Consider the following 23,421-nt stretch of genomic DNA (forward strand, 5'->3'; position numbering starts at 1 on the left):
GTTAACGATCAAGAAGTGGTTTTCCGTTGCATGAAATACGGAATTCGGGGCTGCAACGAGGATCCAGCTCAAGATCATATTCACGCGGCAGTTCTATATTGGCCGAAAAACCACCTGATGCATCTTCCTTCCATGATATGGATATAACTCCATTAGGTGTAGGAATCTGGCCGGTACAAAACTCCAGGCCCATATTCTGCAATCGAAGAGTGACAGTCTTGCTGGGTATATCTACATTACGAACGCCCAGTATATCGCGGTACAGGCAGTGGGCGACATGGGAAGCGAAGCCGTGATTGCAGCTTGCGGCCGGGCTCATGTTCTCCCAGAGAGTGCCGGTTGTTTCAGCCATTTCCAGAAAGTAGGAGGTAAGCTCTGAACGGAGCTGCTTTGTAAGACTCCGCTCACTCAACAGCTCCATGCGAAGGTAGTTGCCTACGAAGGCATTGGCTGGATGGATCTCGGGAAAAGCTTTTGTCTTGCTTCGCTGCGGGCCAAAGTCATTTACGAGTTTTTTCCAGAGGTCAGGATGTGTTTCGGGTGATGCAACATCAAAATAGAACGCGAAATACTGGCAGACCTCTGTGCGATTTTCGGTCACCTCGAGCGAGCCGTCGTCTGTTCTTTCGGCATTGTCTACGAAGAAGGTGCCGTCGAATGACTGGTTAAGGATAGTTTCGCGTACGCTCTGGGCCTTTTTAGCGAGCTTGGGCTTGTCGTACATTTCACTTGCAGCTTCGAGGACAGCAGCGTAGAGCATGTTGCTGGGGTAGTTGACATCCTGAACGAAACGGTTTGCTGCGGACCATTCTATAAATACCCAGGAGGGCAGATTTTCGAGCAAGCCGTCAGAGTTTTCATACTGCGAGAGGAAATCAAGCAAAGCCATCACGCGTGGTTCGAGATCGCTAAGCATTTTATCGTCGCGGGAGCGGTTGCCGTATTCCTGAAGCTGGAGAACGAACCACATGGCCCAGTTGGGGATGTAAACGCCGTCATTATGGTCCGCAGGATAACACATCGGAAGCATTCCATCCGGTAGATGTTCGAATTTTTCAGGCAATAGATAGTTCTCGAAGAACACCTTTTCCACAACAGCACTGCCTGTCATGTCGAGTGCAACGCGGGATGTGAAAAAGCTGTCACAAAGCCAGCCAGCACGTTCTCGGGACGGGCAGTCCATAAATGTATCCAGGGTGTTCTGCCGAAAAGTTTGTTTTGCGGCGCAGAACAATTTGTTGAGACGCTCGTCGGAGCAGTCAAACGTCGCTCGGCCGGTGCCAGGATATGCGTACTCGGTGAGCTGGACGTTGGAAATATCGCACTCGCCTTCAAGGACCATGACCTTGAGGTGCTGCAGGGTGTAGGGTTCGAAAGATAAAAGCTTGTAACTGCCGGGCGCGAGTTCATATCCGATCGCATTGACGCAGCTTAGACGGAGAAAACTCACATCCTTGTCACTTAGGATCTCATCGAAAGTGAGAATTATCCTCGCATCCTTTTTGCAGGTCACATCAAGACCAATAAAGCCGGTAAGATTCGTGCCGAAGTCATAGATTCGGTAATCGCTTTTAGTGAGATAGTCTGGTACGGCAGAGTAATCATCTTGCAGAATATCTTTCGATTCGGTTTTGATCTGCTGGACCTCGTCAGACAAAACGAGATCGAGGTTTTCGAGCTTATAACCTTTCAGCTTTGGGCCTATATTGACCAGGGAGCGGTTTCGCCATGGGTGTTCGACTTCATTGTTTTGTAAAATTTTTCCAGCAGAATAAGTTTGCACAGGTGCAATATGCTTAAAGGTTGGATAGCCCACTCGCCGAGGGATAAGTCTTCGATTCTCTAGCATTTCACAATCGACGGCAGTTCGAAAGAAACTGGGATCCGTAAACCAACTTCGATATCCAGGCGTGAGCCGGTAGTATTCAATGAAAGGACGCTGAAAGCTGTATCTTTGTACTTTCTGCACGCGTTCATTCAAGATAACTGTCTCAAACCCGTTATCTTTTGAGCCGGTTGCAGCTATCACCTTACCATCCTGCAAAAGCTCGGCCTGGAGGAAAGCCGGTTGATCGAGCAGGTAGTAGCTGTTGACATTATAGCCTGCGACCTCAATTGCAAGTATAGCTTTTTCATTATCCGCAGGTATGTCCCATTCATCAACACGATAATAGCCATGGGGCCCACGGGCGGGGCCATAACCAACCAAACGGCCGTCAAGCATAATACGAAATGCGGACGAACCGCTTATACGCAGGATCAAAGTTTCGGTGGAATCTATGTCTTCGAGAACAGTTCGAAAGCCGACAAAAAGATTCTTTTCGAGACTTCGTCCCTTTGGCCAGACAGGTTTGGCAGCTTTAAAATCAGGTTCGGGCGAACCCGGATGTGTATCGGCTATTGTATTGATCTGAGAAAAAAGAACGACCATAATGAAAAACACAAGATATCTGCGCATTGCATCACACTCTGAATTAAAAGTATTCCATTTGCAACCTGCTACGCCTTCGTCATTTTAATTGGATCAGGCATTTGTTGCAAATGTTTTCATGTGACAGCGTGCTGAATTGATCTCTGTAGCCATTTTTCAACATCTTTCCAGCCGCTGGCGATACGGATCCGGTCGAAGAAAGGAGTAGAACCAGTTTTGACACATTCGACGGCGTAAATATACATTGCAGCGGACCAGCTTTGCCAGTCCTGCCCGCAGGGACTTCCGGTAAAGGCATTGTGCCATTCATTAAAGCCGTATTCGATTTTTGGATGTGTTTTCTGCTTTATAAGCTCAGTCAGTGCGATAAGCTTACGGCTTGCCATTCTCATTCGCCCTGCCGCGACAAGTGCAGCAATGTGGAATCCTGCGATAAAGGGCCAGATGCCGCCGTTGTGGTAATCTCCCGGGCGGTTAAATTCATCGTAGCGGGGCTGCCAGTCAGGATCTTCAGGCTGGATATAAGGAAATAGATTGGGACATAGATCGACGGCAAGTTTGTTTTGTTCTTTGAGGGCGCGGCATTCAGCTTCGATCCAGGCAAGGATACTTCGTGAGCGGGACAGCGAGGCCATGCCCGTGAGGATAGCAAGACTGTTACCCAAGAGATCAAAACGTTCACTGCGGAATATCTTATAGGACCACATGGCGTAATAAGGTTTGCGCTTAAGCAAAAGGCCTTCGTGTACATGTCCGCATTTTTCGTGATCATTAATAGTAAAATGGTTCATTTCCCAGAGCAGTTGCTCGGCACGGCCGTCATGGTCGAAGAGCCGCAGGCATGCATAGAGGATGGTATTCACGAACAAGCCGTAGCCAAGTACCCACTGCTCGTCCCGCCAGTCGCTTGTAGGTAGCTGTGAAACCAGAACACGATCATTGGGGCTCTGATACATCATCCAGGTAAGAGCCTTTTGTACCGCTGGTGAAATAAAGTCGGGCTGATTGGTGAATTGACGATATAGGCCGGCACCTAGAAGAAACAGAGGAGTACAGTCACTTGCACCGCGATCTTCGGGATCGTGGATCAAAGAAGTAATATGTCCCAAAGAGGTCTGATTGCGGGCGGCCACTTCGAGCATCTGTCTCAAGGAATCGATTAGCTCCTGTCTGCCTGATAGAAGGAAACCCAGCGAACAGATCATCATATCGCGTGTATAGGGCTGATAATAGCCCCAGGCGGAAGTTTTGGGCAGTCCCCTGCATGGGCCGTGCATATTGTTCATCAGGACCTTTACGGCGGCCTCTCTCGCGTTTTCTATCTCAAGCCATTGATGGTTATTCATCTTATTCGACCCCCAGACGGGATTTGACGATATCAAGAAACTGGCGTGCCACAACCCGATAGTCATACTTTTCGACAGCTCGCTTCCTGCCGGCCTGCCCCATTCTCTCACGCAATGATGGATCGCTCATCAGTTCACGAAGATACCCTGCTATATCGTACGAGCTTGCACGGTAATCCACCGTCCGAGGTCGACGAAAGGATATGCGTTTTCGGTCACCCTCACAGCCGCAGATCACCGTTTCCTTCATCTTAACTTCCTGTGCAATACCGGCCAGATATGCGTTTTCCCCATGAACCATTGTATCCAGCAGCCCCATTGCTTTGATGCCTATGACGGGTTTGCCGCAAGCTGCAGCTTCAACCTGAATCATACCGAAACCTTCAATTCTCGAAGGAGCAGCGTAAATATCGCAAGCAGCAAGAAGATACGGCATAAATTCACGGCTGGTAACATTCATCGCATAGATAACGTTGTCATCGATCTCAAGCTCGCGAGCAAGTCGACGGTCCAATTCGTTCTGGTTCAGCGTCCGAGGCCCGGGGTAAACTTTGCAGATATATTTCCAATCGGGCAGATCACTGTTGCACATCGCCAGTGCATGCATCACTTCCTGGGCGCCCTTGCTGGCCGCATCCCCGCCAGCGGTAAGTATCATGAGCGTATCGTCATCTATGCCAAGGGTTTCCCGGACTGCAGCGACTTTCTGATCCGAAGCTGAACGGGGGCAGAAATTATCAGTGTCGCAACCGACCGGCAGCACCTCGATATTCTGCCCCTTAAGTCCGTCACGCATGTAAACTTCTTTCACCCATTGTGATGTTACCAGTATGAGCGGCAGAGAGTCGAGAGTTTCACGGTGGTCGGCAATATAACCGTCCGCTACCAGCCAGGGGACAGCAGCAATGCCGTGTTTTTGAGGGTGGTGGACAAGATCGGGAGTAAAGCCCCAATAGCCGATGCCAACCGCAACGTCCGGCCTATACCAGCGGTAGTACCACTCTTTCTCATATGCACTCTGAAAGTGAACCTGCTGGACATCGACACCAACCTGCTTGAGGCCCTTTGCAAAAAGATCGCCCTGTGTGCTCAGTCCGCCCGGATATGGCGGATACTCATACATGAGCAGAACTTTCATGCTGTTTCCCTTTAAAGAAACGTTATGTTTGTTGTATTCGACAGAATGCCTCCGGGCTGGTGACAGCCTTCGCTTCAAAACTTTCAGGCAAGAATCCGTAATATTCAGTGACCAGTCGTCGCTTAGTCTGTAAAGTTGCCTCATCAAGGTGCAGAATGATATCAGCATTCGGCTGAGCGTGGGGCGACTGCGTTCCGCCATCATCGAAATATGCGAACGTCCAAAGATCGCCGGTAGGAAGCTCATGATCGCAAAACATGGCTGTTACCGCCCTGCTGACCTCTTCATGCCTTATGTGACGTGTATACTCCCCTCTTGGTCCATGCGTAATAATCAAGTCATAGCTGTGATCATTCAGTAACTGATGTACGCACTTGCTGACAGCCTCGTTAGAAAGGGGTGGTAGACCAGGCGAATCGTCGAGGTCTCCCATGACACCCGAGGCCTGGTAGAAGTCCAGGACACGGCGAAATTTTGGCGCACGGTCGGGGTCGCTGCGCCGACACAAACATACGACGTGCCAGTTAGATTCAGGATGGGTGAGGATCAGGCCTCCGCACCAGATCGTTTCATCGTCAGGATGTGCGACTATCACACAGCAGTTTTCATATTCCCAGCCGTCCAATGTGTCCCCCCATGGAACGTGCATCTCAAAATTCGGCAAACAACATAATTCTAGTATTGCGAAGCCAACCTGAGAACCTAAAAAGCAGGAATATCAATAATTTTAAAGCAAAAGCACCCCCTCTGTTTGTGCAAAATCTCCAAATAGAAAAGGCCGATCGTCAAAAAACTGACGTCGGCCTAAGTTATCTTAGTTGCTGTAAGTCACAGCTTCCGAAAGATATCTTCCGTCTTTTACCAGTAGTGCTGGACCGCACCGTTGTTGTTGGGAGCGACATAGTTTTTATCCATCTCACGCAGATTCCGCCATTCGACACTGCCGTCAGCATTGAGGACATTTCCACCTTCGGCTTTTGAGCCGTCAAGATGATTAGAGCTGAACGGCTCAGGCCTGCCACCGTAAATCTCGGAAAAGTCTCTAGGTTCATCAGCATCATGGGTAAAAACCAGATCGACAACCATGGGTCGACTGCTTGCATTGGGGACACTTGTCTTGTCAATGAATATACGCCTGCCTGCAAGTCGACTGTCGTCCGGATAAATTGTATTATAGCTTGTGTTTCGGACGTCAGCTTCGCGCCAGTCCGCATTGAATGTAAGCAGCCAGAAGTAATCGGTCACTGCCCATCCGGTGGTTGTTTCGTCAACATCATCAATATCGTTTACCGACATGTGACTGACAAAATAATCCTCAAGCTCCTTGTTTTCTTTGGATCTGAGGGTGTTGGCAGGGCAATATATGCTTTCCAATTGGTAGTCAGTGCGTATATCATCAGCGACATTGCGAGGCAGGTCGAACAGCCAGCGCCCAAGATACGGGCCCTGCTGAGGCACTACGGGTAATTTAGAATTGTGATCAGATGCATAAAGATTCAGGACCAGGCTGATGTTCTTCATGTGAGCGCCGCAGACCACTCGGCGGGCGCGTCGTTTCACGGAAGATAACGCAGGCATCATAATTGCTAAAAGAAGGGCAATGATCGCTATTACGACCAACAGTTCAATTAACGTAAAAGCTCTTCTGCGCATCTGCACATCTCCGAATTCAATTAACGAAAGTCAGATGCCACCCTAGCCCTGACATATCAGTATTTTACTGTACCTGCTGCTAATTTACAAGATTTGGCTGAAAAACAAGCATCGCGACATTGGTACCGTTGAAGATCATATGCATGAATATCGGCCGCCAAAGAGACCCGCTTTTTTCGTAGGCATAGCCGAAGCCGCAAGAAAGCAGAAACAACGGCAGCCAGTGTGTCCAGTTGGCGTGCAGAACGGCGAAGATCAATGACGTTGCAGCAATACCGGGCCAATTGCCCATATATGAAACCAGGGAAGACTGAAGGAGCCCGCGAAAAAGCAGTTCTTCAAAAATCGGGATAATCACGATGACCGAGACGGCAATGGCCACAACAACAGGCAATGAAGGATTGTCCATTATAGCTTTAAGGCTTTCATGCATGGGCAACTGAAACCCATCGCCGCTGATAGCTTCACCAATAAACTGTATCAGATAGATCGTGCCCACTACCAAAGGCATCACTGCAAGGTAGTGGATCAATCCCCAGAGAGCGTCTTTGGTGACTGTGCATAAAGAAAGTCCAAAACCGGCCAGTCCTCTCGTAAAATAGAAATGCCCCAGCACCAGTATGGTCAATGTCAGCAGTATGTCGACACAGCCAGTGCTGATATATAAGGCCATGAGCTTAACGGTCTCATCAGCAGTGTCAAAAAATGCTGTTATCGCCGAGCCAGCCACGACGAGCAGACCAAACCACAGTATCAGTATGCCGAAAGGCAGCCATGGTGTCATACTGTGGCGACGCGAGGGTTTGTGTGCCAAAGCTCGTGCCCCGAACCCGTTCTGTGCCCATCTGATCAGCAGACCGCAGCCCGTGATCAAAATGAGCAGTTCAAGAGCTCCCAGCCAAGAGGGTTGGGGCTGATCGACAGCGGCTAAAAATTGCCAAAATTTCAACATAAACTAATCCACCAATTGAAAGGTAACCGATTTTCTATTAGATTAACATAGATTATGCAAGGAAAATAGATATGGACGCATTGGAAATTCACGGGCCGGTCCAACTGGACGGCACAATAGAGATAAGCGGCAGCAAAAACGCTGCTCTTCCCATAATGGCGGCAGCTTTGCTCGCCCCGGGCGAATCGGTAATCGAAGGCGTGCCCAAGCTTGTGGACATCGCTGTTCTGGAACGGCTTCTGGCCTCACTTGGCGTAAAGGTCTGCCGCGATGAGACCGGCTCGATCCATATTGACGCAACCACGATCGAAAAGCCGATAGGTGAATACGATATTGTGCGCAAGATGCGCGCGAGTATCTGCATCCTCGGCCCCCTGCTGGCGAGGTGCGGCCATGTAGAAGTGTCCATGCCTGGCGGCTGCGCGATAGGCGACAGGCCCGTGGACATACATCTGCGGGGCCTGCGAGAACTGGGCGCCCAGATAACACTGGAGAACGGATATATTGTTGCGGACGCTCCACAGGGACTTAAGGGTGGGGCAATATTCCTCGGAGGTCCCTTCGGATCGACTGTACTCGGCACTGCGAACATTCTTATGGCCGCTACACTTGCGGAAGGCAAAACTGTCATCGAATGTGCAGCTTGTGAACCGGAAATATGTGATCTTGCGAATTTTCTGAACGAAATGGGTGCAAAGATCACAGGCATCGGATCGCCGCGTCTGACTGTCGAAGGTGTTTCCGGGCTTTCACCTGTCAAATATAAGGTCATCGGCGACCGCATCGAGGCTGGAACATTCATGGTCGCTGCTGCTATCACACGAGGCAGACTCGAGCTCAAGAACTGTGATCTGGGACACATGCTGGCAGTAGTAGACGTACTCCGCAAGATCGGCGTCAGGATCGATGAGACCAATGACGGATGCGTGGTGACATGCACCGGCAGACTTTCGCCGGTAGACATCACCACACAGGTGTATCCGGGCTTTCCGACCGATCTCCAGGCACAGCTTATGGCTCTTTTGGCTCTCGCAGATGGTAACAGCGTTGTTACCGAAAAGATATTCCCGGATCGTTTCATGCACGTTGCGGAACTTAACCGCATGGCGGCAAACATACGCAAAGAAGGCCCCACCGCGATCATTGCGGGCGTTGAGCGGCTTGTTGCTGCCCCGGTAATGGCATCGGATCTGAGAGCGTCGGCTGCGCTGGTGCTGGCGGCAATGGCGGCTGAGGGCACCACGTTGATAAACCGCGTCTACCACATCGACCGCGGCTATGAGAGAATCGAGGAAAAACTCAACCCGGCAGGTGCCAGCATCGTCCGGAAGCAGGTTGAGCAGGTCTAGGCCTGAACAAAACTCTCCAATTCGCTTCAGGTTCGGCCCCTGTGCCCCACCCAATTTGCGTTTTGCGCAACCGTTGCGTTTAGAAATTCTTTTCTTCCGATAGGCCCATTCTCTTCCTGCAGTGACATAGCGGTGTCACTCAAGCCTGAAAAAGCGTAGCCGATCTGGGCCAGATCGACGATTATACCAGTGTCCCGGGCAGGATGAAATAGTATCACCCGCTCTGAATGGATTCCTGCTCTGGACTCTTGCGAGGAATGGAGAAGGAGGACCGCGGTGCTGCAATAAATGTGAAAATCTCCGTGCTGGAAGCGATGACAAACTTTTCAGCAGCTTCTAAATACACAAATCCTTGCACCGCTTTGTGGGCAGAGGGTGACTCCGTGCACCCCCTGCTCCTTTTTTCGATACAGCAGTAAAACCAAACCGCTTCGAAACATGTGAGCAAAATGGGGTCTGCTCGGTCGTGTCAGTCACATTTCAACAAATTCGATTCAACGATTCTCACGTGAGCTATTATTCGCCTAACTGATCAGCTTCGGTAACCTTTTTGCGGTAGAGTCGGGTCTGGAGGGGATTTTTCCACATGGTCCAGTCCGAGTCGCCGGGTTCGTTCTCTATCTCAGTGACAACCTGGTTCATTTTCGCATCCAGATCGTCTATTCTGCTGAGCATGAACGCCTCCGCAGTCGCAGGCAGCTTGGGCGAACCGAAGTCATACTGGCCGTGATGCGCAAGGATCATATGCTGTATATTTGAAATTATGTCGCGGTCAATTTCAGTTCCGTTGGCAGCGAGTTCGTCTGCTTTTTTGTCTATCATGACCACGCAATGCACAATATGGCCCACGAGCTGTCCTTCGTCCGTGTAGGAAAAGCCCATTTTATAGGAAAGTTCCCAGGTTTTCGCGATATCATGCAGAAAGATGCCCGCAAGCACTAGATCCGCCTGAACCTTGGGATAGAGGGGCAATATCGACTTTGCAACCTTGAGCATGGTGAAGGTGTGTTCGAGAAGCCCGCCGAGATAGTCATGGTGCATGCGTGTGGCTGCCGGAGCTGTGCAGAATTCTTTCATGAGCTTTTTATCGCTGAGAAACGCGCTGAGAAGAGCGCGAATCTGAGAATTCTTGATTTCACCCAGGATCGAATTGACCTCATTGAACATTTCAGAAACATTTTTATCTGTCCGCGGCATGTAGTCCGCAAGGGACACTTCATCCGGATCAATCACTTCAACCTGGTTGACTATCAGTTGGATAGCGTTCTGATACAGCTCACTCTTGCCGCGGATGCGAACAAAGCCTTCTTTTGGAAGAGACTCATATATCTCCTGGGTAGCCTGCCACATTCGGCAGTTGACCTTGCCGGTCTTGTCGGAAAGGTACATCGCGATATACAGGTCCCCGCGCGAAGTATTTCGCAGTATGGGCTGGGTGACCATGTATACATCTTCTATCATCTGGCCTGGTTTGAGTTCCTTGATGAACAGGTGAGGCATTATTGCTCCATTTTTTGAGTTTCAGCGATAATTATTGAAAAAGCTGTACACTCTACCCGGTGAATGATACGAGCGGGAAATTAGATGTCAGCAATTCGAACGGGCTCATTATAACAAGCGCAAACTAAAACTCAAAAACGAAATGCACGACTCTACCAATTCACATCTTATGGCTGAATAGTTGGACAGAAGTTCAGCAGATGAGCGCCGGTATACTCAACGGCGTTTGGGGAGAATATCATATTTGCGGATTTTGTAGCCGAGTATCCGCTCAGTAACACCCAGATCCCGGGCTGCCTGCCGCTGATTTCCGTTTGTTTTCTTGAGAGCGTCGACAATCAGTTCACGCTCCTTATTTTCTATGATCTCCGGAAGTGTCAGATTTTTCTCGGCCGGCGCATTCGGTTTTACCATCTGCAGGGACGGAGGCAGGTGTTCGGATCGAATAACGTCTTCATTGCAGACCAGAACCGCCCTTTCGATACAATTCTCGAGCTCACGAATGTTGCCCGGCCAGTGATAGCTGGTGAGCATCTTTATCGCTGGAGTAGATATCCTGGAAATAGATTTATTGTTTTCAGGGGCGTACTTTTCCAGGAAATAGTCAGCGAGAAGCATGACGTCGTCCTTGCGGTCCCGAAGCGGCGGCAAATAGATAGGGAATACATTGATTCTGTAATACAGATCCTCGCGGAAGAGTCCTTCGCGAATCTCCTGTTCCAGGTCCTTGTGAGTGGCGACTACGATGCGAACGTTTGTCTTTATCGTTTCGGTTCCGCCCAGACGTTCGAATTCCTTGAACTGGATCACTCGCAGCAGCTTTACCTGCAAGTTGAGTGAAAAATCTCCAATTTCGTCCAGAAATATCGTCCCGCCATGTGCCATCTCGAAACGGCCTTTCTTCCGTTCGACAGCACCCGTAAACGCCCCCTTTTCATGGCCGAAAAGCTCACTTTCAAGAAGTGTTTCGGGCAGCGCGGTGCAGTTTACCTTAACGAACGGTTTGTCCGCACGCAGGGAGTTGTAGTGTACCGCATGGGCGACCAGGTCCTTACCCGTACCGGACTCGCCGCGGATCAGAACTGTCGCATTGGAGTTTGCGACTTGCTCAACCAGGCGGTAGACCTGCTGCATCGCATTGGAAGTACCAACCATATTGTCAATTTTGAAGCGTGAACGAAGTTCGGAACGAAGGCGTTCGTTCTCGCTTGTAAGGCCCTTTCGCTCGGACTGGAGACGCCGATTCAGCCTGACCGCCTGTGCGATCATAGTAGAAATGACGTTGAGAAAATAAGTTTCACTTTCAAGATCGTCACCGGACTGAGATTTTTTGTCGACACTTATCGTCCCGATCGTGTTGCCCTCAAGCTTAATAGGCAGGCAGAAAAAGGCGCGTCTTTCAGTGGAAAGTTCCGGTTTCGTACGTGTTTTGTACAGGAATCGGGGGTCTTTGCGGATATCCGGCACTATAACCTCTTTGCCGGTCTGTACAACGGTTCCGGTAATACCCTCACCAGGCTTGTATGTTACTTGCTTTTTGTTTGCATCGCTTATTCCATGTGCGACTTCGATGTTGATCGTCTCTGAATCAGGGTCGAAAAGCGTAATCGTACCCCGCCTGAGCTTGAGCTGCTGATCGAGCCATTTGAGAATGGCTTTGAGAGATGATTCCAGGTCGATAGCTTCTGAGAAAACATTGGCTATCTGGCTGAGCAGTTCGATGTCTTTTGTGGCCTTTTTTGCCATTTAGAAATCCTTTCAACTTGTTGAGCCCCAATCGTATAACATATTTGTCCCATAACATCAACAAAATTACATAATTGTAAGCAAAAATAAAAATAACTACATTTTTGACAACCCTACAGTCTACAAATACAGTTTTGTCATTGCTGAATGGGCGTATATTTCAATTTCATCGCAGAAAACCCATCACCGAACATCACTATAAGTGATGCTGCTATAAGTAAGTAAAATAAGTAATTTGAGGTTTTGTCGTTCAACAAGTATCATGTCCTTGCTGCAATGTCCGGCATAAGCTTTCAAAAGGTATAAATAGAGGACAAAAATGACAGGTCATCCCAGTACAGGTTACAGCGGTTTAGACGAAATACTATGCAATTTGCAGATAGGCGACAATGTTGTATGGCAGGTGGACAGCATCGAAGACTATTCCCATTTTGTGCGGCCCTATGTCGAAAAGGCCCTGGAGCAGGAGCGTAATGTCGTATATATGCGATTTGCCGACCATGAACCGCTGGTCAAGGACCAGGACGGGGTTGTGGTTTACGAGCTGGACGCAAACGTTGGCTTTGAGACTTTTTCGATGGCCGTACATAACATCATCACCAACGAAGGTGTTGGGTCGTTTTATGTTTTTGACTGTCTGTCAGAGCTCGTCAGCGCGTGGGCCACGGATATGATGATCGGGAACTTCTTTATGATCACATGTCCGTACCTTTTTGAGCTGGACACGATCGCATATTTCGGCATACTCAGGAATTACCACTCCTTCAAAACAGTAGCGAGAATCCGTGAGACAACCCAGCTTCTGCTGGATGTATACCACTTCAAGGGTAATTTTTACGTTCATCCGCTCAAGGTCTGGAATCGGTATTCTCCTACCATGTTCCTGCCCCATCTGCAGGATGGCGACACATTCAGGCCGGTAACCCAGAGCATGGATGTAACGCAACTGTTTTCACACATATCCGAAAAGGGACTCGATGGAAGCAGACGCACACTGGATTACTGGGACAGACTGTTTCTGCATGCTCAGGAACTTTTGTCAGAAAGCGGTGACAAAGAAGAGATCGAACGCGCTAAGTCGCAATTGTCCAGGATAATGGTCGGACACGAGGAAAGACTTAGTCGACTGGCAGAAAAAACGTTTTCACTTAGCGATCTGATCAGCATCAATAACCGACTGATAGGCAGCGGCTTTATAGGCGGCAAGGCGGCCGGCATGCTTCTGGCGCAGAAGATATTACTTAACGATGAGAAGCTCAACTGGCAAGAAAACACCGAGCCGCATGATTCATTCTATATCGGATCGGACGTCTTTTACACTTACATAGTGGAAAACAAGTGGTGGAAGCTCTGGGTCGAGCAGAAGAGTCAGCGAGGCTATTTCAAGGCAGCGGAGAAACTGAAGCAGAAGATACTCAAGGGCAGATTCCCCAGTGAGATACGACAGCGTTTCCAGGAAATAATAGAGTATTTCGGACAGTCGCCCATTATCGTCCGATCCAGCAGTCTGCTGGAGGATTCTTTCGGCAATGCGTTCGCGGGCAAGTATGACAGCGTCTTTCTAGTCAATCAGGGCAGTCCGGATGAGAGGTATGCAGCATTCGAAGCCGCGGTACGTGAGGTCTACGCCAGCACCATGAGCGAGGATGCACTTACTTACCGTCTGCAAAGAGGTCTCGATCAAATGGACGAACAGATGGCGCTTCTTGTTCAGCGAGTATCAGGTTCTAACCGCGGCAAATACTTCTTCCCGGATCTTGCAGGCGTGGGAGTGTCGTACAATACATTCGTATGGCAGAGCGACATGGATCCGAAGGCTGGCATGCTGCGGCTGGTGTTTGGACTTGGAACGCGAGCCGTCGATCGTGTGGAGGATGACTATCCTCGAACAATCGCCCTGGACAATCCGCTATTGCGACCTCACGAGGACATGAAGAAAATCGCAAGGTTTTCTCAGAGAAAAGTTGATCTGCTTGACATATCAGAAAATAAGGTTGCTACCAAACGCGCAAGAGTCCTTGCGAATGAAGGCCTTGGTCTGGATATGCAGCTCGACATGGTTGCTGACCGGGATAAGAAGGCAGAGGCCAGGATGAAGTCCGCGGGAATGAAGCAGGAAAAGGCGTGGGTGCTCACTTTTGAAAAGCTGCTGTCACAGACGGATTTTGCCGAAAAGATGCAGGGGATGCTCAAGACACTGGAAGCGGCCTACAATTATCCTGTGGATGTGGAGTTCACTGCGAATTTTGCCAATGATGGGCGACTGCGAGTGAATGTGGTTCAGTGTCGACCCCTGCAGACTCGCGGTCAGAAGGCAAACGTATCGATCCCCAAAGATATCAGCGAGGAGAAGATACTGTTCAGGTCGCAAGGGTTTACGATGGGAGGCAGTATCGCCCTGCATTTGAAGAGGCTTATCTACGTGGTGCCGGATGAGTATATTAAGCTGGGCATTTCCGAAAAACACGAGGTAGCCAGGACTATCGGCAAGCTGAATAAACAGCTAAAGGACCAGGAGGATAAGCCGACCCTGCTTATGGGACCCGGCAGGTGGGGCACCACCACGCCAAGCCTGGGCGTGCCAGTACATTTTTCTGAGATTAATCATGCCTCAGTACTTTGTGAGATGGCTTATGAGGGAGGCAATCTGATGCCAGAGCTTTCGTTTGGAACGCACTTCTTTCAGGACCTCGTAGAGGGTGACATCTTTTATGCCGCACTGTTCCCGGACAGGGAACACGTTCACATAAACAGGGATTGGTTCAACAGCATGCCCAATCAGTTAAATGAGCTTCTGGGAGAAGAGTGTAGATTCGCTAATGTGATCAAAGCATGTGAGTTTACGGATGAGGATCTGCAGATCGTATGCGATGTGCTAACACAACGATTGGCTTGTTTTTTCACATAGCCGTACATCCGGGCCCAGTAAAAACCTTGTCTGCATGATCAGTTAAGGTTGCGACGAAGAACGGCTGCTGTTGCTATGGTCCGCGAGACATCTCCAATATCGAGTGTTATCGACAATTGAACGTCGCGCACTACACCGGGCTCGTCAGGTACGGTTGTCCGCTGGAAATCGACGGCTGTCACATTACGGCAGACTATGTAGTCACTGTCTGTCGTGTCATCATTGGTAATCAGCTCAAGTGTCTGGTTATTCGAGTCGTACGCATAGGTAATATCATCGCCTGCTGAATTTACCATGCTGAGCTGCGATGTTCCTTCCGAAGTCGCCACTGCCTGAGCAGTGCGTAATTCGGTGGTCATCCGGGTCAGGGCCTGACGAGCATTGTTAACTGCTTTGTACAGATTCTCATTGGTTGTGTAGTTCTTGACCGAGGCGTCAAAAGCCAGTGCCACTGCCGTCATCAGCATTGCTGTCACGGACAGAGCAATGAGTATCTCGACCATTGTGAAGCCCGAACGAGCACGCACGCCTGAGTGTCGTGTGTTCAATTCTCTTCTCGTTTGTTTATTCATTGCTATCCCCCGCTGGCCAGGTTAGTAGTTGGCACGGATCCAGCTTGAAGAGGTTATCTGTTCACCGCCGAGCAGGATATTGACAGTCACTCGGACAAAATTAGTAGAATGGTCGTACTGAACGCTGGAGAAATCATTCGCACTTACGTTCCGCACTGTAACCTGCTGTGTATAGCCTGCGTAGTTTGACAGAGCGTTTCGTTTTATATCGATGGGAGGTGAAAACGATGCACCATCGAAATCGTCCAGGTCATCGTAGTCAGCGACTGAGGATTCGTAGTATTCGGGTCCAAATGTATCGTCGTCTGAATTAGGATCAGTCACTGACAGGGAAGTAGTGAGTTCGCGAACCTCTTCAACCAGGAACTCGGCAGTAGAAAGTTCGATACCGCTTGCATTGGACTCAGTAAAGGCAGTACTGGCAGCCAGAACCGAAACCATACCAAGTGAGATTATCACCACAGCGATCAGCACCTCGAGCAACGAGAACGCCCTTCTGTTTTTTATTTTACTTCGGCGGGTCATTGTAGACTCCTTAACCGGTAACCACGTTTGACATCTTGAAGATGGGCAGAATAATACTCATCGCGATGAAGCCTACGATCACACCCATTACAACGATCATGATAGGCTCTATCATAGAGGTCACCATCTTGATAACCGTCTTGAGTTCTCGACCGTAGAATTCAGACACATCGCGAAGAACCGTGCCGAGTGAACCGGAATCTTCACCCGAACGCAGCATCTGAACCACGCTCGAAGGCAGCAGATCGTAGCCGTCAAGACTCTGGGCAATCTTCTTACCCTGACGAACGTTCTCATGAACATCCTGCCACATGCGTTTAAAATATATGTTGCCGGAGATTTTCGCTGTGATGTTGAGCGTATCCAGAACAGGCACACCGGCATTTGTCAGCACGCCCATTGTGTGCAGGCCGCGCGTTATGTAGAGACTGCGGCAAAGCGTTTTCACAAGAGGCATTTTGAGCTTTACCTTGTCCCACCAAACTTTGCCCGTAGGGGTCTTTGTGAAATAATGGAAGCCGCCTATTGCTGCAGCGATGCCGGGGAAGATCACGTACCAGTAGCCCCGCATTGTTCCGCTGATGGCCATGATGATCTTAGTAGGACCGGGCAGGTACTGTTCTTTTCCCGCGAATACCGCCAAAAACTTGGGAAGTACGAAGATCAGAAGGAAAGTCACACAGGTAACAGCCATAACACCAATGATGATAGGATACATCATGGCACCCATCACCTGTGAACGCGTCTCTGCTTCCTGATCGAGATAGCCAGCCAGTTTCTCAAGCATAGAGCTCAGTGAGCCTGATATTTCCGCAGCAGCGACCATGTTAATGTAAAGCTCATTAAATATGCCGTCATGCTCAGCCAACGCCTGCGAGAAGCTCTGTCCACCTTCTATGCGATTCTTGACATCCATCAGCACTTCTTTGAACTTTCTCTTTTCAGTCTGTTCAGCGATGGACTCAAGGCTTTCTTGCAGTGACATGCCTGCCTTTACCATCACAGAGAGCTGATTGGTAAAGTTCAAGATGTCCTTACGATTAGGCCCGGCCTCAATGGAAAAGCTGTTGAGCTTATCCATGGTTGTTTGAGGCTGATCTTGTGCGGCATCTGTACCTGCAGATGAAGTACTTATCACCTGCGAAGTATCTTCCGTTTGATTTAGTGTCTGTTCAAGGGTTGCCATAATACCCCCCGATAAATATTTCGATTACATATGTTTTTCTCTTTGAAGGCCATCCTGACCTCCGAAGCAGCTTAAAAGCATTTTTAAGCTATCACACTTGGCCTATTCGGCCGGTCCGGTTCTAATCAAGCAGGGACAGCATTTCCGTGCTGACTGAAGAGCTTTTCCATTTTGCCGGGATTAGAGGACCGCATTACAGCCTCTTCACGGTCAATGAAGCCCCGGAAGTACATATCAGCGATACTGTTGTCCATGCTCTGCATGCCGATCTTTCTGGATGTCTCGATAATATTAGGTATTTCGAAAACACGGTTTTCACGGATGCAGTTTCTCACCGCTGATGTGCAAAGCAGTATTTCGGTGCAGGGAACCATGCCGGGCTTATCAACACGACGGAAGAGCGTCTGTGAGATAACGGCCTGCAGCGTATTGGACAGCATGGCACGTATCTGGTTCTGCTGACTTCCGGGATAGATATCTATGATACGTTCAACGGTCTGTGATGCATTTACAGTATGAAGTGTTGAGAAGACAAGGTGACCCGTTTCGGCGGCGGTTATCGTCGAGCTCGTAGTTTCGAGGTCACGCATTTCACCAACAAGGATGACGTCGGGGTCCTGCCTAAGAACGTGCCGCAAGCCCGAGGCGAAAGTCACACAGTCAGCACCGATCTCTCGCTGTTCGATCATGCAGTTGTCGTTTTCCAACGCATACTCGACAGGATCCTCGAGCGTGATTATACGCTTTGAACGTTTTTCATTAATGGATCCGATCATGCTTGCAAGTGTGGTACTCTTACCAGAACCGGTATGTCCTGTCACCACGACCAGACCACGAGGAAGTTCAGTTAGTTCCTTTACGATGTCAGGCAGATTGAGCTCATCGAGCACGGGTATGTAATTCGATATTGCTCTGAAAGATAAAGCTATGGACTCTCGCTGATAGTGTGCATTTACACGGAAACGGCTCCCGTCATCGATATAGGTCGAAAAATCCAGGTCGCGTTTTTCTTCAAACTCCTGAAACTTGTCCTGGCCTACCATTTCAAGCACCATTTGCCTGGCTTCTTCATCTGTTACCGCGGGATACTCCATCGCGATCAACTCTGTATGCACACGCATAATGGGAGGCAGGCCGACATTTATGTGCAAGTCGGATGCTGACTGCTCGATCGATTCTGCCAGTATTTCTTTAATATTGATCATAGAACAATCCTGTTATATTTATTAGCTTAAGTTCTCAACGAAAACTTCATCTTCGTTTTTGCCGTAAATTTCGGTTACGCGAAGCACCTCTTCGACAGTCGTTATGCCTCTTGCAACCTTTTTCAGTCCGTCGTCAAACATCGTGTCGTTACCTGCTTTTACAAATGCTCTTCTCATAGATTCCACGGACGCATCCTTATTGATACGGTCACGGAATTCTTCATCGACCACCAGCAGCTCATGTATGCCAGCTCGGCCGGAGTAACCGCTTTCGCGGCACTTGTCGCATCCCTTTCCGCATATCAGATTATCGGGGTCTGCGCCTATCTTTTCCAGATATCCTCTGATCTTGTCAGGAGCACTGTATGTTTCCTGACAGTGGGGACAGACGCGTCGCACAAGACGCTGAGCGAGAATGCCGTTGAGCGAAGCCGCGATCAGATAAGGTTCTATGCCGATATTGACCATTCGGGAAATAGTACTGGGTGCATCATTGGTATGCAGCGTAGACAAAACAAGGTGACCCGTAAGGGCTGCCTGTACAGCAATGCGGGAAGTTTCATGGTCGCGTATCTCACCCACCATGACGATATCGGGGTCCTGCCGCAGCAGTGAACGAAGTGCAGCAGCGAAGGTCATGCCGACTTTTTCGTTTACCTGGACCTGATTGCAATACTCGAGATCATACTCAACAGGGTCCTCAACAGTAGAGACGTTAAGTGCTTCAGAGTCCATCTGTTTGAGCGCGGAATACAACGTCGTACTCTTACCGGAACCGGTGGGACCTGTAACGAGCAGAATCCCATGAGGCATGCTGATCTGCTCGCGGAACGATGCCAGTATATCGGATTCCATGCCGGTCTCTTCAAGACCATAGCTAATAGATTTGCTGTCTAGAATACGTATTACGACCTTTTCACCATGACTGGTGGGAAGGATCGATATTCGAAGATCGACACCCCTGCCGCCCATTAGAACCGCGATTTTACCATCCTGGGGCACACGGCGTTCGGAAATATCCAGATTTGCCATGATCTTGATACGTGAAACAATGGCAGGATGCATCTTGGCGGGTGCCTGCATCGACTCAAACAGGATGCCGTCAATTCTGTAACGGATCTTTGTGTATTTTTCCTTGGGCTCGATATGAATATCACTTGCGCCTTCGCGGACGGCGTTGGATATGAGATAATTCGCAAATTTGATGACGGGCGATTCGCCCGCGCTTTTCTCGAGGTCCTCGGCATCTTCCTCGACGTCTTTAACCACCTCGATATCGGCCATATCGTTCATTATTTCGTCAACGTCATAGCCGAGCTTGCTCTCGTCAAATTCGTCGCAGACCGCGTCGATGTCCTTCTGATGACATACCATCACTTCAAGGGACATGCCGGTCTGACGTTTGACATCATCCAGTGCAAATACATTGGTAGGTTCTGTGGTAGCGACGACCAGGAGGTGATCGCGTACAGCTACGGGTACGATCTTGTTGGCACGAACATACTGCAGCCCGAGTTTATCGAACGCTTTGCGGTCGACATCTTCGGGCGTTATATTCTTGAACTGGTAGCCGAGCAGTTCGGCCTTGGCGATGAGGACATCCTCGGGTGTGACATACTTTCCCGCAACAAGTATCTGCTCAACATCAGCACCCCGGCGGCTGGAAGCCTCGGCCCTGATCTGCTCTACCTTTTCAGGAGCGAGCTTGCCCATGTCAGAAAGGATATCAACGATATCTCTGACGTGAGCAACTTCGGTCCGTTGAGGTGAATACAGACAGCTCAGACCTCGGATACCCTGCTGGGCTTCACCACCGGTCCCCGTGCCTGAATTTACACCTGTCTCGGATTCCTGTTTTTTTTCCAGTCCAAACAGTCGCTTCATTTGGGCATCCTCAGTGTCACAGGAACCTCTTGTGATTCCAGTTCGACACTCTCAGAAGTTATCTTCTTGACTTCGAATCCATTGATCGAATCGCCTTCATACAGGATCTTTTCGTTGATCATACAACAACTGCCTTTAGGCGACTCCATAATCGACCAGAGTTTAAGCTGTTCTGCCTGTTCGTTCACTTTCTCAGTGACGATCTTCGCCTTGCTCTGTTCGAAATCGGAATTTGTTTCTTTAGCTGCGGTTACTTGATCAAGCAGCAGTTCATTCTTGAAAGGATTCTTTTTCAGTTCAGAGACAGATATCTGTTCTATGTCGGAGAACTGGTGAAAGCGATCAACTATCTGTCCCATATTCTTGTTCATTTCATCTTTGATGCCTGTCAGTTGAGCAAGGGCCGTTTCGATCTCCATTTGTTCTTTAGGAGCTGTTGCAGCGTCAGCCTCTGCGGGAACGGTCTTTTTGATCATAAACCAGAGTGCACCAGCTCCAACAGTGAAAAGAACCATAAGAAGCATGGTCGTCTGCTTTACAGTCTTTTCATTGGCAGAGGGCTTCAGATAATCCTGCTTGGACTCAGACTGAGAACTGACGTCTGCAGCGTTTTCATTATTTTCAGGCTTACCTGCCGATTGTTCTTTAAGAAAAGAAAGCATGTTACTCTCCAAAATTCAGCTTTTACTTCTGTTTATCAGGCCTTAGTGTCCTGGAAAAATATACTGACAATAAAGGTGGCTTCCGTTTCACCTTCGAATTTCGACTTCTTCTTAAGCGAGAGTTCCTTGATTTGAGAAATACGGTCAAGGTTTTCGATCTCGAGCAGGAACTGATAGTAAGAGCTGAAATTACCTGACAGCTCCATACTCAGAGGCTGTTCAACATAGCCATGAGTATTTTTCTGCTTTAGCGTGCGGATCGTTTTGGGCTTTAGCCCCTGCTTTTGAGCGATCATTGTAATGTTTTCCAGAACTTTGTGTATTTCGCTCTTGGGAGGCAGCTTATTCTCGAAGAAACTCATTGCATCATCAAGTTCGGTGAGCTGCTTGCTGAGATCCTCTGCATCACGTGTCGCATTTTCAAGCTGGGTTAGTTTTGCTCGTTTTGTTTCGACAGCCGCCTTTTGCTTTTTCAAATCTTCATTCGCAGGCTTGATCATATATGCCCAGGCCACGTAAGCCAGTCCGATCAAAACTATGAAGAAGATCAGTTTTCGGAATCCAGTACTCATTTTATCATCTCCGTAAGATTACGAGAATTTCAACTGCTATATTACACCGTTCTTTTTGAGACGTATGGTGTCAATGTCTTCTTTTGAAAGCTTAAGATCGGGCTTGATCCTGGCATTTAGTCTGAACTGCCTGTAATTTATGCCATCGAGCTGGTACTCTTTCGACTCAACCAGTCCCACGCGATCGAGCAGTATGGAATCAGTCAATGAAGCGATATAGTTTGCGACCTCTATGTCGCTGGGAGCGACACCTGTAATTTCGAGCTTATTGTTAATAACCTTTTTCACGATTGTCTTGGCTTTTGCCTTCGCTTTTTTTGCAGCTTTCTGGTACTGCGTTTTACTCTCTTTTGCCGAAGCTGCCTGTTTAACGGTCACCTCTTCAGCCTCGACCTCTAGTTCCAGAAGCGAAACGCTGGAAGGAAGGTTGTTCGTTAGACATGCCAGAAGAACACTCTTGGGCACAGGCTCGATCAGTTCTGCGGTCATCACAGCAGTCTTCATCATGCTTTTTTTCTTCGTGCTTATCTCTTCGAGCTGGGCGATCTGTTTTTGTGCGGTAACGAGTTTGCTGTTTATCTCTTCCAGATCCGCAGAAACAGCTTTCTGTCTTACCTTGATGATCGAAAAGGTTGCAATAACACCGCCCATTATCGCAGCGAAAAGAACCAGGCACAGCAGATTTGCCCTGCTTGATTCCTTCTGCTCAATATAGTCGGTAGGGACAAAGTCTATATTGGCCATTTTCAGCCCCCTTCAGTTTAACTTACAGCTTGTAATTGCTTTGCACCACTAAGACTCAGGCCATAGGCGATAGCCCAGTCAACCTGAGGCATACTTATATCACTATTTGCTCCGGGTCTGGTTTCCACTGCCTGAACAACATCGCCTATCTGAGCGCTGACTTGCATCTTTTGGGCAAAATCAGCAATCTGGTGACAGAGATCCTGATCGATATCTTCTCGGGCGAGCACAACCAGTCGTTCGATTCGCGAACCGCCTGAAACAGACTCGAAGTATCTGCAGCACGAATTGGTCTCTGATATCAGTGTTTCAGCATTGGAAGGTCCTGACTCAGCAAGCAGCTTATAGCCGACAGGTATGGAACGTGCGAACAAGAGATCCGTTTGACGGCAGATCACGGCATTGGAGTGGTGTGCCCCCATTTCCAATAGAAGAGCAGTCGTATCGGTGTCGGATTCCCGTCGGCCGAAGAACTGTGCATAGCTTGTCGTTATAGCCAAAGGCCACACCGTCATGCCACGGACCTGCAGTCCTGCTTTTTCATAAATGGCGAGGTTGCGTTCAACCTTCTCACGTTCAGTAACCATCACAACGACATCGAGGTCGTCGCTGGACGAGCCGTTTTCCGTGACTACGTATTTGACAACTGCCTTTGCGGGATCGAAAGGCAGCTTTTGCTGAACCTTGGCCAAAGTCGCCTGGTCCAGAGAGTTTGCAAGTGATCTGGCTATTCTGACCTGATCTATGAAAACATCATCCGCAGGCATTGCGGTCATCACGCTCTTACCTTTGAAGCCTTTCGAAGAGATGGCCGACTTGACAGCCTTTGAAACCCATCGCTGCCATTGTGCGGTACCGGGAGCTATGTCGGCAGGCCTGGGCTCGCAAGCCGCAGCCTGAAGGAAAACATTGTCCCCCTCGGTACCAAGCTGGGCCATTTTAAGGTGCCCTGTACCAAGGTCGACGCCGATTGGAAGAGTTTTGTTTTTTAGAAAACCGAACATTTTTTTCGCAATGCTTTCGCAGGGTACTATATTTAACATAATCA

19 protein-coding genes and 1 pseudogene are annotated in these 23,421 nt (G+C 49.0%); 2 read left to right on the forward strand and 18 right to left on the reverse strand.

From position 1 onward, the window contains the following. Position 1: 1 nt before the first annotated feature. The 7 genes and pseudogenes from STSP2_RS13260 to STSP2_RS13285 all read right to left on the reverse strand — a co-directional run bounded on the left by STSP2_RS13260 (position 2) and on the right by STSP2_RS13285 (position 7,520). Positions 2–2,458 carry an alpha-L-rhamnosidase-related protein gene (locus STSP2_RS13260; protein WP_146663232.1) on the reverse strand — a complete coding sequence of 819 codons (2,457 nt, stop codon included), beginning with the start codon at positions 2,456–2,458 and terminating at the stop codon, positions 2–4. 89 nt (positions 2,459–2,547) lie between these two features. Then, positions 2,548–3,777 carry a glycoside hydrolase 100 family protein gene (locus tag STSP2_RS13265; RefSeq protein ID WP_146663233.1) on the reverse strand — a complete coding sequence of 410 codons (1,230 nt, stop codon included), beginning with the start codon at positions 3,775–3,777 and terminating at the stop codon, positions 2,548–2,550. A gap of 1 nt (position 3,778) precedes the next feature. After that, positions 3,779–4,915 carry a glycosyltransferase family 4 protein gene (locus STSP2_RS13270; protein ID WP_146663234.1) on the reverse strand — a complete coding sequence of 379 codons (1,137 nt, stop codon included), beginning with the start codon at positions 4,913–4,915 and terminating at the stop codon, positions 3,779–3,781. 22 nt (positions 4,916–4,937) lie between these two features. Then, a complete protein-coding gene (locus tag STSP2_RS13275; RefSeq protein WP_205847902.1) occupies positions 4,938–5,579 on the reverse strand; it encodes a PIG-L deacetylase family protein in 642 nt (213 codons plus the stop codon). Positions 5,580–5,773: 194 nt separating this feature from the next. Next, on the reverse strand, positions 5,774–6,436 hold the full coding sequence (locus tag STSP2_RS13280) for a hypothetical protein (RefSeq protein ID WP_236782709.1): 663 nt from the start codon (positions 6,434–6,436) through the stop codon (positions 5,774–5,776). A gap of 63 nt (positions 6,437–6,499) precedes the next feature. Next, positions 6,500–6,568: pseudogene (locus STSP2_RS18125) on the reverse strand (prepilin-type N-terminal cleavage/methylation domain-containing protein); the annotation flags it as partial. Between the two features lie 79 nt (positions 6,569–6,647). Further along, complete coding sequence (locus STSP2_RS13285; protein WP_146663237.1) at positions 6,648–7,520, reverse strand: CPBP family intramembrane glutamic endopeptidase; 873 nt, start codon at positions 7,518–7,520, stop codon at positions 6,648–6,650. A gap of 71 nt (positions 7,521–7,591) precedes the next feature. On the opposite strand from STSP2_RS13285, the gene murA reads away from it, so the two are divergent. Beyond that, on the forward strand, positions 7,592–8,869 hold the full coding sequence (gene murA, locus STSP2_RS13290) for a UDP-N-acetylglucosamine 1-carboxyvinyltransferase (protein ID WP_146663238.1): 1,278 nt from the start codon (positions 7,592–7,594) through the stop codon (positions 8,867–8,869). 516 nt (positions 8,870–9,385) lie between these two features. Here murA and STSP2_RS13295 read toward each other — a convergent pair. Together STSP2_RS13295 and STSP2_RS13300 are read right to left on the reverse strand one after the other, a co-directional pair. Further along, positions 9,386–10,369 (reverse strand): 3'-5' exoribonuclease YhaM family protein, encoded by a 984-nt coding sequence (locus STSP2_RS13295; protein ID WP_146663239.1) that lies wholly within the window; start codon positions 10,367–10,369, stop codon positions 9,386–9,388. 216 nt (positions 10,370–10,585) lie between these two features. Beyond that, positions 10,586–12,115, reverse strand: coding sequence for a sigma-54 interaction domain-containing protein (locus STSP2_RS13300; RefSeq protein ID WP_146663240.1), 1,530 nt, complete (start codon positions 12,113–12,115; stop codon positions 10,586–10,588). Positions 12,116–12,434: 319 nt separating this feature from the next. Between STSP2_RS13300 and STSP2_RS13305 the strand changes: the two genes are divergently transcribed. Next, positions 12,435–15,023, forward strand: a complete 2,589-nt coding sequence (locus STSP2_RS13305; protein ID WP_146663241.1) for a PEP/pyruvate-binding domain-containing protein — start codon at positions 12,435–12,437, stop codon at positions 15,021–15,023. 38 nt (positions 15,024–15,061) lie between these two features. Here the strand turns inward: STSP2_RS13305 and STSP2_RS13310 are convergent, their stop codons facing one another. The 9 genes from STSP2_RS13310 to pilM all read right to left on the reverse strand — a co-directional run bounded on the left by STSP2_RS13310 (position 15,062) and on the right by pilM (position 23,416). Beyond that, entirely contained in the window at positions 15,062–15,595 is a 534-nt protein-coding gene (locus tag STSP2_RS13310; protein WP_146663242.1) for a PulJ/GspJ family protein, read from the reverse strand. A gap of 21 nt (positions 15,596–15,616) precedes the next feature. Next, a complete protein-coding gene (locus tag STSP2_RS13315) occupies positions 15,617–16,120 on the reverse strand; it encodes a type IV pilus modification PilV family protein (protein WP_146663243.1) in 504 nt (167 codons plus the stop codon). 10 nt (positions 16,121–16,130) lie between these two features. Then, entirely contained in the window at positions 16,131–17,306 is a 1,176-nt protein-coding gene (locus STSP2_RS13320) for a type II secretion system F family protein (protein WP_146663244.1), read from the reverse strand. Positions 17,307–17,431: 125 nt separating this feature from the next. Continuing rightward, positions 17,432–18,511, reverse strand: a complete 1,080-nt coding sequence (locus STSP2_RS13325) for a type IV pilus twitching motility protein PilT (RefSeq protein ID WP_169853216.1) — start codon at positions 18,509–18,511, stop codon at positions 17,432–17,434. Positions 18,512–18,532: 21 nt separating this feature from the next. Beyond that, the gene (locus tag STSP2_RS13330; protein WP_146663245.1) at positions 18,533–20,395 is read right to left on the reverse strand and encodes a GspE/PulE family protein; all 1,863 of its coding nucleotides are present in this window, start codon (positions 20,393–20,395) and stop codon (positions 18,533–18,535) included. Further along, positions 20,392–21,057 carry a hypothetical protein gene (locus STSP2_RS13335; RefSeq protein ID WP_146663246.1) on the reverse strand — a complete coding sequence of 222 codons (666 nt, stop codon included), beginning with the start codon at positions 21,055–21,057 and terminating at the stop codon, positions 20,392–20,394. The genes STSP2_RS13330 and STSP2_RS13335 overlap by 4 nt, the downstream gene beginning before the upstream one ends. Before the next feature lie 35 nt (positions 21,058–21,092). Then, on the reverse strand, positions 21,093–21,629 hold the full coding sequence (locus STSP2_RS13340) for a type IV pilus inner membrane component PilO (protein ID WP_146663247.1): 537 nt from the start codon (positions 21,627–21,629) through the stop codon (positions 21,093–21,095). 36 nt (positions 21,630–21,665) lie between these two features. Beyond that, entirely contained in the window at positions 21,666–22,373 is a 708-nt protein-coding gene (locus STSP2_RS13345) for a PilN domain-containing protein (protein ID WP_146663248.1), read from the reverse strand. Positions 22,374–22,390: 17 nt separating this feature from the next. Further along, a complete protein-coding gene (gene pilM, locus STSP2_RS13350) occupies positions 22,391–23,416 on the reverse strand; it encodes a pilus assembly protein PilM (protein ID WP_146663249.1) in 1,026 nt (341 codons plus the stop codon). Positions 23,417–23,421 lie beyond the last annotated feature (5 nt).

This window comes from Anaerohalosphaera lusitana (assembly GCF_002007645.1).
Classification (GTDB): domain Bacteria; phylum Planctomycetota; class Phycisphaerae; order Sedimentisphaerales; family Anaerohalosphaeraceae; genus Anaerohalosphaera; species Anaerohalosphaera lusitana.